We start from the raw sequence: 11391 nt of genomic DNA, 5'->3' as shown, positions 1-11391 counted from the left end.
CTTAATAAAAGCTGTGGGAGTGAGGCTATGGAGTATTTGAAAATCTTTTTTATCAACACAGCCCTACTGATTACTTTGGCCTATCTGAGCAATTTAATATATAAGCATACCATTACATATGCACCTGAGCGGATGAAGAAGATAAGCTGGGTCATTCTGGCGATCTTTGCCGGTTGGATCAGCATTGTTTTTGGATATCGGCTGGGTGAGCATGCCATCTTTGATTTAAGGTATGTGCCTCTAATCATCTCCACCTTAGCCTACCCGCAGCCTTTTATCCTTATATTGATTGGCGTCGGCATCGGGGTTGCTCGGCTTACCTTTGGTATTAACGAGGCGGCAGTGGCGGGCGTACTTAACTTGTCCATTCTGGGGTTTGTCTGTGCCGCCCTCAGCTTATGGGTGCGCCGCTCGAATATGGCTTATTGGATCAAAAGACTGGTCGTGATTCTAGTTGTGAACTTAATGAATGCAGTCAATATTATCGCCTTTGGCGTGGTGCCGAATCGGATATACATTACGGATATAATGCCTATAACCTTATCTGCCGGGCTGGTGCTCAGCCTGCTGTTTGCACTAATTATCCGCGATTTCCAGCTCGATCTGCTGCGCAACGGACAAATTATAAGAGCAAATGAGCTGCTGTCCGCCCAGACTGAAGAATTGCATAAGAACAAAATTATTCTGGAGGAGAGAGCGAAGCAGCTGACGCTGGCTTCCCAATACAAATCAGAGTTTCTGGCCACGATGTCACATGAGCTGAGAACGCCGCTCAACAGTGTGATTAATCTGTCTCAATTAATAGAGGAAAACAATGATTCCCTGAACCGGGAGGAGACGAAGGAATATGCGGGGATCATTCACCGCTCGGGCGAGGATCTGCTGATGCTTATTAACGATATTCTGGACTTATCCAAGGTAGAGGCCGGTAAGCTGGATATTAACAAGGAAGATTTGAACGTGAGTGAAATTCCGGAGCTGCTGACGTTGCAGTTTAGTGTTGCAGCCAGGCTTAAGGGACTGGAATTCACGGTTACGCTTGACGGCCAGGTGCCGGAGGTCATTCATTCCGACCCTCAGCGTGTGCAGCAGATTCTCCGTAACCTGCTCTCCAATGCCTTTAAGTTTACACTGGAAGGACAGGTCTCGCTGAATATCCGCACGATTGAGCAGAAGGAGGGGGCGCTTCAGCGGCGCTGGATTGTATTCGATGTGCAGGATACCGGCATTGGAATTGCCGCCGAGAAGCATGACATCATCTTCGAAGCGTTTCAGCAGGCAGACGCAACGATCGGCCGCAAATATGGCGGAACCGGACTTGGCCTCTCGATCAGCAATGATCTCGCCAGACTTCTGGGCGGGTTTATCACGCTTCACAGTGAAGGAAAAGCAGGGAAGCAGGTTCTCTCTTTATTTGCCTCTATAACAGGTAAGGGGGGAGGCTTCTTCCGGCTCCAACATAATTTGTGATTTTGCTGTATTGACAGCAGGGTGATGCTGAGTAGAATGGAGCCAATGCCGCATCAAAGGAGTGTTATCACCCCCATGAACATCATGAGAAACAGGCTGCCGGGTATTCGTCCCAAACGTGTCCGCAAAGCTTCGGTTCACCGCAACAATCTTAGAGTCGCTACGTTTGAAGGGATACCATCGACTATTTTCCAGGTGCTGCTGCAAGGGCAGTTTTTAACTGGATTTCTGCTATATTTGGGGGCGAGTTCCAGCCAGATTGGATTTGTACTGGCGCTTACCACGCTGGTCAACGTAGCACAGATTGGTGTTGCTTTTCTGATTCAAAAGCTGCCAAGCCGCAAATGGGCGATGGTTACCTTTATTGGCCTGCATAGAGTGCTCTGGGCAGCGACTGGTCTTGTGCCTTTTGTCTTTCCTAAGGAACACTGGGTTACAGCTTTTATCGTTATGTATACCGTCGCCTTCATTGCCAATACGGCGGGGGGTATGCTATGGACCTCGGTCATTAGCGACCTGGTTCCCGCACGTGTAAGAGGCCGTTATTTCGGCATCCGCAATACGTTTCTGAACGCGCTCGGAAGTCTCGTGATGTACGGCGGAGGTATTGTGCTGGACCGGTATCCGGGCGGGCACGGATTTCTGATTTTGTATATCGTTGTATGGATATTCTCGGTTTCCAACATTATTGTGTTCTGCTTTTATCCGGATGTTCCATTTGAGAAGTCAGAGGAAAAAGAATTTCTGCCGATGTTTAAGAAACCGCTTCACGATAAGCTGTTTATGAAATCAACACTATTTCTTTCCGCCTGGCTGCTGCTGCAGAATCTTACCGTTCCGCTCTATTCCTATGTCATGCTGCAGCTTATGCATATTAACTATCAGACTTTATCGCTGCTGAATGTGTCCCAGACGATCTTTATGATGGCCAGCTTCTACGTCTGGGGCAATCTGAATGCCAGATACAGCAACAAAAGGCTGCTGCTCTGGACGCTGCCGATTATCGCGCTCTCCTCATTGATGTGGGGAATGCTGTCCGTACTGCCGGTGCTGCCTGTCCTGTTTGCGGCTCATATTATGTTTGGCCTGGGTGTAGGGGGATTTAATCAGCTGGCGTTCAATTTTATTATCGGGGACACCCCCAAGAAGGAGCGGCCGATGTACATGGCGATGTATGCGGCGCTCACCGGGCTGGCGGCTTTTTTCGGTCCGCTGATCGGAGGCAAGATTTACGAATGGATTATTACCTGGCCGGAGTGGACTCAAATCTACGGGATGCAGGTGGTCGTCGGGTTACTGATGATTGCGCTGGCGCTGCTGCTTGGCCGCCGGATTCTCAAGGATGAATAGAGAAAAGCCCGGGCATATGGCAACGCAAAGGGAGAGGTCGAAATGACAAGGGTAGCGGTAGTGCTTGGAGCTACAGGACTTATAGGCAAGGCGGTTACCCGGGAATTGCTAACCGGGGAATGGGATGAGGTGCGCGTGCTCGTCCGCCGTCCGCTCGAGCTGAACCATCCCAAGCTGAAGCAGATCCGTATGGACTGGGAGCAGCTAGGGCAATATAAGGAACAATTCACCGGGGTAAATGCTGTTTTCTGCTGCCTGGGCACAACGATCAAGAAGGCCGGTTCGCAGAAACAATTTGAGCGGGTCGATCTGGAATACCCGCTTGAAGCTGCAGCGATAGCTAAAGCATCCGGTGTGAAGCAGTTTCTGGTTGTTTCCTCTATGGGTGCAAGTTCCCAATCACGCAACTTCTACACCCGGACCAAAGGACGGACCGAGGACGGGCTGACAGCCGTCGGTTTTCATGGCCTGCACATCTTTCGCCCGTCGCTGCTGCTAGGGGAGCGGGCTGAACACAGACTCGGCGAGCAAGTTGCTGCCGTTATCATGAAGGCTCTGGATTTCGCGATGGTTGGTAAGCTGGCCCGGTACCGGGCGATTCCCGGGGATAAGGTAGCAAAAGCGATGGTGAATATTGCCCTTGCCAATACAGGCGGGGTACATATATACACGAACGAGGTTATCCATGTAATCGGCGGCCGGTGAAGGGTATGCAGAGTTTGCAATAAACCAAGTCAAGGACGTACAATGGGACATAAATCATCTGTACATAATGACATAGATGTCGTGTACACCTTAGGAGGAGCTTATTATGAGTAAAAAGCAGATAGCAACCACCCAGGCGCCAGGAGCAATCGGGCCCTACAGTCAGGCTATTGCAGCCGGCAATTGGGTGTACACCTCTGGACAGCTGGGTCTGAACCCGGAAACCGGAGAATTGGCAGAAGGGGTGCAGGAACAGGCCCGGCAGTCGCTTAGCAATGTAAAGGCTATCCTTGAGGAAGCCGGCGCTTCGATGGATCAGGTCGTGAAGACCACAGTCTATTTGAAGGACATGAATGATTTTGCTGCTGTCAATGAAGTGTACAGCACATTCTTCACTGAGCCTTATCCGGCCCGCAGTGCAGTAGAGGTGGCCCGGCTTCCCAAAGACGGACTGGTGGAAATTGAAGCGGTCGCACGCAAGAAATAAAGAGGTCCTTATAATCCTTATGGCATTATCTCTCAATGACTCTGTGCGAACAGAGACGTCGGGGGATTTTTTTGTGGGAAACAGATCGTCAAAGAGGCTGCCTTCCGTCCATGAGCAATCATGAACGGGGCGGCCTCTTTGTATACATACATGCCTGCCTATTCGCAGGACCGTTAGTATCTCCGGCGGCATGGTGTGAGCAGCAGCCATAGGCTATAGAGCAGCAGTAGGCCCGCCGTGACCGCTCCGGTTACGAATATGCTGCTGGTCTCCCGCTGCTCCAGAGCAATGGCGATGAACGCCCATACGAAAACCAGCGGATAGATAGGGTCACGATGAGGGAAACTGACAATTACTGCGAGTAAGGTGCCCACACAGAGCATAATCACAGCCCAGGCAGGATCGCTCAGGCCAAAGCCGTCCCAATTATTTTTCTCTAGCACGATACTGACATTGACGATGGTAGCAACTGAAATCCAGCCGAGATAAATGCTGAAGGGCAGGCGGATCAGCCATTGTTCACCTGTAGTCGGGTGGTCAATAGCTCGGGTCTTCCGGTAGATCACGATCAGCGAGATCAGAAGCAGAACCATAGCGGCCAGCGAAAGCTCGATGTATAAATAATGCCAGAGAAACAGCCAGCTCATATTAAAGATGCAGCTCAGCACGAACCAGATACCGATAGATTGAACGGAGTCCCTCGACCCGGTATTTGGGCGGAACTGATAAATAACGAATCCGGCCAGCAGCAGATAGATAACCGACCAGATGGAGAAAGCATAGCCTGCCGGTGTGAGATAGGTATGGTACATGTCGGAGATTTCACCGGTGCTGTTGCCCCCCAGCGGCAGGACTACAGACAATGTGTTGACTGTGATGACACCCAGGAAAAACAGCAGGTTCCACCACTTATAAGGATTGTTTCGCAGCATAATTAATTCACTCCTAAGCTTTATAGTGAAGACGTGACGGCTTGACCTAATAGAATATACCCGCTTTGCCGGCAATTTAGACTATTTTCCGAAAAAATGACTTACAGGTCATGAAATTGGCGGATAGCCGTCAAGCAAGTCGGGGTAATATGTATTTAATGCAAGAAAGATGATAGCAGGAGGGGAAAGCGAAGATGGAGAGCAGTGAAGCAATACGCCCTGAAAAGATGGGGCCGCTGGTGATGACAGAGACATGGAATACCCCGGGAAGAATCGTGTCCTGGGAACGTTCAGAGAACATCTACATTGTCCGCGGGGAATGCGGGGGAATGGTGTTTGTATTTTTAAGTGATGATATGTTCCGGATGAAGGTTTTTCGAAGCCAGGTGCCGGATCTGACGACAACCGAGGCGGTGCTGGCAGAACGCTGCAATCCCCATTTATTCCCGGTAGAGGAAACCGAAGAGCAGCTGATTTTTACGACTGGTGTCATTACGGTGGTCATTGAGAAAACGACTTTTCTGCTCCGGGTAGAGAATAGGGACGGTAAAGTCATTATGCAGCAGAATATGACGAGCTGGAATCCGCGCGGTGCCAGCCATGCTGAGTATGACATGCAGCCGGATTCGCATTTTTATGGCCTGGGGGAAAAATCCAGCTTTCTGGATAAGCGCGGGGAGCACTATACCAACTGGAATACGGATGTTTTTGCGCCTCACCTGCCTGAAATTGAAGCATTATACGAATCCATTCCGCTGATTATTCATATGCACGGCGAACTGACCTATGGATTGTTTCTGGACAATGCCGGACGGAGTGATTTTGATATGCGCTCACACGGGGTTGCCTTCACGATTGGCTGCTCCACGGGCGCTTATGATATTTATTTTATTAACGGGCCAGAGATGAAGGATGTGGTCAAAAGATATACAACGCTGACCGGTCGGATTACGCTTCCGCCCAAGTGGGCGATCGGTTATCATCAGTCGCGTTATAGCTACATGAATCAGAAGGAGGTGCTGCAGCTTGCCCGGACCTTCCGTGAGAAGAATATTCCCTGCGATGTGATTTATCTGGATATTCATTATATGGACGAGTACCGGGTATTCACCTTCGATCCTGTAAACTTCCCGGAGCCGGAGAAGATGATTGCTGAGCTTGGCGAAATTGGTGTGCGCATCGTGCCGATTGTAGATCCCGGTGTCAAAAAAGACCCCAAATACCAGGTATATAAGGAAGGGGTGCTGAATAAGCATTTCTGCCGCAGGCTTGAAGGCGATATCTTCTTCGGTGAGGTCTGGCCGGGCATCAGCGCATTCCCCGATTTCAGCGACAGCCGGACGGCCGAATGGTGGGGGGACCTGCATAAATATTATACTGACCTCGGTATTCAGGGGATCTGGAATGATATGAATGAACCGGCGGTATTCAATGAGTCCAAAACGATGGATCTTGATGTCATGCATTTTAACAACGGGCGTCCGGTGACCCATGAGGAATACCATAATTTGTACGGGATGATGATGTCCAAGGCGACCTATGAGGGGCTGGTGGAGCATATGGCGGGTGAGCGTCCTTTTGTGCTGACCCGGGCGGGTTATGCAGGCATCCAGCGGTATGCGGCCGTGTGGACCGGGGACAACCGCAGCTTCTGGGAGCATATGGCGATGGCCATTCCGATGGTGCTTAATATGGGGCTGTCCGGGCTGGCTTTTGCCGGACCGGATATCGGCGGCTTCGCCCATCATACCTCGGCACAGCTGCTGGTGCGCTGGACACAGATGGGGGTCTTTTTTCCTTACTGCCGGAACCATTCCTCTATTGGTACGCTGCGCCAGGAGCCGTGGTCCTTCGGCGGGGAAGTGGAAGGCATTCTCCGCGAATTCATCGGCCTGCGGTACCGCTGGATGCCGCATATCTATAATCTGTTTCGTGAAGCGGAAATCAGCGGCCTGCCGGTAATCCGTCCGCTGATTCTGGAGTACCCGCGTGATCCGCGTGTGACCAATCTGTGTGACCAGTTCCTACTCGGTGAGAACGTGCTGATTGCCCCCGTCTACCGTCCGGATACGGATCACCGCTCGGTATATTTGCCGGAAGGCTGCTGGCTGGATTACTGGGACGGAGAGATTCATGAGGGCGGGCGGCATATCCTTGCGGCAGCACCGCTGCACATCATGCCGATGTATGTGAAGGCGGGAACCTTTGTCGCCGAAGGGCCGCTGAAGCAGTATGCGCTGGAGGAAGTCCAAGAGACGGTTACCTTCCATTTGTATGGTGCGGAGCAGGAGGAAGAGTTCTCTGCCTTGTTCACCTTGTATGAGGATGACGGACACAGCTTTGGCTACCGCAGGGGTGAGTATTCACAGCTCATTGTCCAGGCTGAAGGGACGGGAGACGGGCTGCTGCTCAACTGGTCCTATACAGCCGATGCGTATAAGCCGGTGCGGGAAATGCTGCGGTTTGCCCTCTGCTATCCTTTTTTCAAGGCTGATGCTGTAGACGGACTGCCTGAGATCAGTCTCGAAGAGCTGGAGCAAGGACGCAAGGGCTGGACGCGCAACGGTAAGAACGGAGCGATTATTATTCAGACCCCGGAAGAACAGGGCGGCGGGGGACTACGGATCAGAGCGGCAGAATAACCTGTGAAGAAGGAGGAATGGGCTGCCCTTAGCGGGTGGCCCCTTTTCTTGAAAAATCATTCCGGATTTTACCATATTATCAAATCATCCCTATACAGTGCCGCTAGAAGGCAGGATTAACTGCTACTTCTACATAAAATTACAGAAAAAATGCAGAAACGTTTTTAAATCGCGGCTTTTTCGTATAAGATGAAGGGATGAAGAATTTGTTCCGGTTCAAAATATATTTCTCGCGGAGAAGGATACGGTCCCCCAAATGGAACGGGCTGGCTCTTTCTGTTTGCTTAAAGACAGGAGATCACCAATGATTAAGCATCTGTATGCAATATGGTTAGGGGATGTTTTATTTTGCTTCTCCGGTGAAACTTCAGAACCTAAGGTCGACGCATGGACACGCGTGATCAAGAAGCTGGAGTTCCGGGGAGGAGGGCGTCCTTTTGCGGGTGCTGCGCTGCGGCTGGCGGAAGTGAAATATCCGGTTGCTGCTCTGACGGAAGGGAGGACGGCGCGGCGCGGATTGCCCGGGCGTACACTTGAAGGGCTTGCCCTCACGCCGAAGGATGCGTTTGAGCTGCTGCTGGCCTGGGATGAAGAGGTATGCCGTGACCAGGGAGTGGAAGCAGGCGGCGAACTGCGCTACTGGGCGGCTGCAGCCAGGTTCGCGCTGGAGCGGATGGGCACAGGCGGGATTGTGCCTGGCGCCATGCCGCCGCGCCCAATGGGCTCCCGCCGCAGAGGCGGGGAGCAGGCAGCTTCCGCCTGCTGGTCCCCGGCTTTCCGGAATGAGGCGGACAAGGAGTTTTTTATGCAGCTGGCAGCGTCCATGCCCGTGCTGGCACTCGGAACCCATGTTGCCGAGGAGGGGGATTTGTCTTCGCGTGAAGATGCCGGGGGCTATGTGCTGTATTCCTTCTTGCAGGCAGTAATGACTGCAGAAATCAAAAAAATTGTTGCAGGCATAGAAAGTCAACTCGTCCCTTATAAGGCGAATTACCGCCGCGGAACCTCGCCCCTGACAGAACTGTGGTGGAACAGTCTGCTTACTGGCAGCCGGGATATTCCGGTTCAGGGAACGCCCGCTGAGGTGACTGAACTGCTCTCAGCGGTAAACGGGACCGCAGGAAGTGAAGTGCCGCATGCCGAGTCAGAGGAGGAGAATGCCGGGCAGCTTAGTCTGGGACTGCGTCTGGAGCCGCCAGCAGAGGAGAGCGAGCTATGGCGCTTGACCTTCTGGGCAGAGAGCCGGGAGGAAGGGGAAGTCTGGCTCCCGGCTGCGGCAATCTGGAGCAGTGCCGAGCGCGAGTTCACCTTGTGGGGCAAGCGGTACCGCAATATCCAGCAGCAGCTGCTGTCTGCACTGGGGCGGGCAGCAAGAATATCCCCGGACATTCAGCGTGCGCTGACGGTTCCGGCCCCGACGGGCGCCATACTTGAGCCGGAGCGCCTCTACTTCTTCCTGAAGGAGAGCGTGCAGCAGCTGCGTGAGTGGGGCATCACTATACAGATGCCCTCACGCTGGAGCCGTGAAGGGCGGCGGCGGATCGGGATGAGAATGAAGATGCAGCCCCCTCAAGGCACAATGGACGGTCCTGCACAACCGTCGCTGGGTATGGAGGAGCTGATCTCCTTCCGTATCGAAGCATCGCTTGGCGACAATCCGATCACTGAAGAAGAGTTGAATGCCCTGGTGGAGGCGGGAGTGCCGTTCGTGCGCTTCCGGGGAGAGTGGATCGAAGTGGATCCCAAGGAGATCCGCCAGGTGCTGAGATATATGAAACGCCATGAAAGCGGAGAAATGTCGGCAGCGGACTGGATGCGTCTGGAGGCAGAGGATGGGGAGGAACGGCTCTGGAAAGGCATGTCGGTTACAGGCATGGAAACGTACGGGCTGCTGTCCTCTCTCATGCACGGTGATATTCTGCGCAGTCTTCCGGTACGCACAGTGCCGCCTAGCCTGCATGGGACACTGCGGCCTTATCAGGAGCGGGGGTTTCAATGGCTGGCTGCACTCAGCGGGCTGGGCTTTGGTGTATGCCTGGCTGACGATATGGGGCTTGGAAAGACCATTCAGGTCATTACCTGCCTGCTGGACCGGGCCTTGACAGCCCCGCCTGAAGAGAAGCGGGAGCCGGTGCTGATTCTGTGCCCGACCTCACTGCTCGGGAACTGGCAGCGCGAGCTGCAGCGCTTTGCGCCGTCGCTGAGCGTGCATATTCATCACGGGGGAAGACGGGTGCGCGGTGAAGGATTCATAGAGCTTGCTGCCAGTCATGAAATCGTGCTGACCACCTATCACTTAGCCGGCCGGGACAGTGAAGATCTGGCGGGAGTTCGCTGGTCCACGGTGGTTCTGGATGAAGCACAGTATATCAAGAATCACCGCACGAAGCAGGCGCAGAGCGTGATGAAGCTGTCGGCTCCGCACCGGATTGCCATGACGGGCACGCCGGTGGAGAACCGGCTCGGTGAGCTATGGTCCATTTTTCATTTTCTCAATCCGGGTTATCTGGGATCGTATCATTCTTTCCGCCAGCGGTATGTTTCCGGCGAAGGCGGGGAGCGGCTGCAGGAGCTGCACCGTCTGGTTTCGCCATTCCTGCTCCGGCGGCTAAAGAGTGATCCGGACATTTCTAAGGATCTGCCGGAGAAGCTGGAGCTGAAATCCTATTGTCCGCTGACGGAGACACAGGCGGCACTGTACAAGGGCGTAGTCGACGAAATGCTTGGCGTGATCGGCGAACGTTCCGGCATGGCCCGCCGCGGGCTGGTCCTCTCATCTCTGACCAAGCTGAAGCAAATCTGTGACCACCCGCAGCTGTTCCGCAAGGAAGAAGGGCGGAGCCTGCGCAGCGAACAATCCGGCAAAATGGAAGTGATGTTCGAGGTGCTGGACAGCATCGCCGAACTTGGGGAATCTGCGCTCATCTTCACCCAGTATGTGGCGATGGGTGAGCTGCTTGTCAGCAGATTGGCCAAAAGATACGGCAAAGCGCCGCTGTTCCTGCATGGCGGCATTCCCAAACGGGAGCGTGATGAGATGGTTCATGAGTTCCAGGAAGGCGAGGGTCCGGCATTCTTCGTCCTCTCGCTCAAAGCGGGTGGTGTAGGGCTGAACCTTACACGGGCCAATCATGTGGTGCATTATGACCGCTGGTGGAATCCGGCCGTTGAGAATCAGGCGACCGACAGGGCCTTCCGTATCGGGCAGCACAAGAATGTGCAGGTGCATAAGCTGATTTGCCAAGGCACGCTGGAGGAACGGATTGATGAACTGATCGAACGCAAGAAAAACCTCTCCGAACAGGTTGTCGGTTCCGGGGAGAATTGGCTGACCGAAATGTCCAACCATGAGCTGCAGGAGCTTATTGAGCTTCAAGGCCAGGACTGGATGTAAATAAAGGTAATACAGATTCAGTAAAGGAGGATTATCCATGAGCGAACAGCCGGAACTGAGGCTAGTCATCGAGCCGGGTGTTATCAAAGTGCTGGAGATGCAGGGGTTACTCCAAGCAGCGGAAGCACCGGGGACAAGATCCGGCGGCGCAGCGGCCGCCATTCAGGAGCAGGCGGTAAAGCCGGTTCTCTCGTTGGAAGTTCCGCAGTGGTCTGCTGAACGGAAAGAGGAAGTGCTGCAGAAGCTTGCCGGACATCCGGGTGAACTCTACGAACTCCTGCAAGGCAGAGTGACTGGCGGTGTGGCCGGGCTTCAGCTGCTGCCGGCTGAACTGGATCCGGCGGGTTACGCCAGGAACCCCGAAGCCCAGCAGCCGGGGTGGCTACTGGACTGGGTTAAGAAGCGGCTTGC

Annotated in this window: 8 protein-coding genes; 7 read left to right on the top strand and 1 reads right to left on the bottom strand. The window is 53.5% G+C overall.

The features are described 5' to 3' along the window. From AQR02_RS25060 to AQR02_RS25045, 4 genes are all read left to right on the top strand, one after another. On the top strand, positions 1-1470 hold a 1470-nt coding region (locus AQR02_RS25060), incomplete at its 5' end, for a sensor histidine kinase (protein WP_342447502.1). A 75-nt stretch (positions 1471-1545) separates the two neighbouring features. Beyond that, positions 1546-2820 (top strand): MFS transporter, encoded by a 1275-nt coding sequence (locus AQR02_RS25055; protein ID WP_082452072.1) that lies wholly within the window; start codon positions 1546-1548, stop codon positions 2818-2820. A gap of 42 nt (positions 2821-2862) precedes the next feature. After that, positions 2863-3525: an oxidoreductase gene (locus AQR02_RS25050; protein WP_054943117.1), complete on the top strand. Its 663-nt coding sequence runs from the start codon at positions 2863-2865 to the stop codon at positions 3523-3525. 106 nt (positions 3526-3631) lie between these two features. Continuing rightward, the gene (locus AQR02_RS25045) at positions 3632-4012 is read left to right on the top strand and encodes a RidA family protein (RefSeq protein ID WP_054943116.1); all 381 of its coding nucleotides are present in this window, start codon (positions 3632-3634) and stop codon (positions 4010-4012) included. A gap of 173 nt (positions 4013-4185) precedes the next feature. Here AQR02_RS25045 and AQR02_RS25040 read toward each other — a convergent pair whose 3' ends face one another. Further along, entirely contained in the window at positions 4186-4944 is a 759-nt protein-coding gene (locus tag AQR02_RS25040) for a TspO/MBR family protein (protein WP_054943115.1), read from the bottom strand. 194 nt (positions 4945-5138) lie between these two features. On the opposite strand from AQR02_RS25040, the gene AQR02_RS25035 reads away from it, so the two are divergent. The 3 genes from AQR02_RS25035 to AQR02_RS25025 form a co-directional block, all read left to right on the top strand. Further along, the gene (locus tag AQR02_RS25035; RefSeq protein ID WP_054943114.1) at positions 5139-7586 is read left to right on the top strand and encodes a glycoside hydrolase family 31 protein; all 2448 of its coding nucleotides are present in this window, start codon (positions 5139-5141) and stop codon (positions 7584-7586) included. Positions 7587-7890: 304 nt separating this feature from the next. After that, positions 7891-10980, top strand: a complete 3090-nt coding sequence (locus AQR02_RS25030; RefSeq protein ID WP_054943113.1) for a DEAD/DEAH box helicase — start codon at positions 7891-7893, stop codon at positions 10978-10980. Between the two features lie 37 nt (positions 10981-11017). After that, on the top strand, positions 11018-11391 hold a 374-nt coding region (locus AQR02_RS25025), incomplete at its 3' end, for a hypothetical protein (RefSeq protein ID WP_159067840.1).

Source organism: Paenibacillus ihuae (genome assembly GCF_001368795.1).
GTDB lineage: Bacteria > Bacillota > Bacilli > Paenibacillales > Paenibacillaceae > Paenibacillus_AQ > Paenibacillus_AQ ihuae.
Note: the sequence above shows the minus strand (reverse complement) of the source record. Positions and strands in the feature narration are given on the sequence as shown.

What these genes read in the sequence shown, in the direction of transcription:
- AQR02_RS25040 (WP_054943115.1), bottom strand. Translation starts at nt 4,944, where the DNA reads ATGCTGCGAAACAATCCTTATAAGTGGTGGAACCTGCTGTTTTTCCTG.
- AQR02_RS25030 (WP_054943113.1), top strand. Translation starts at nt 7,891, where the DNA reads ATGATTAAGCATCTGTATGCAATATGGTTAGGGGATGTTTTATTTTGC.
- AQR02_RS25035 (WP_054943114.1), top strand. Translation starts at nt 5,139, where the DNA reads ATGGAGAGCAGTGAAGCAATACGCCCTGAAAAGATGGGGCCGCTGGTG.
- AQR02_RS25045 (WP_054943116.1), top strand. Translation starts at nt 3,632, where the DNA reads ATGAGTAAAAAGCAGATAGCAACCACCCAGGCGCCAGGAGCAATCGGG.
- AQR02_RS25050 (WP_054943117.1), top strand. Translation starts at nt 2,863, where the DNA reads ATGACAAGGGTAGCGGTAGTGCTTGGAGCTACAGGACTTATAGGCAAG.
- AQR02_RS25055 (WP_082452072.1), top strand. Translation starts at nt 1,546, where the DNA reads ATGAACATCATGAGAAACAGGCTGCCGGGTATTCGTCCCAAACGTGTC.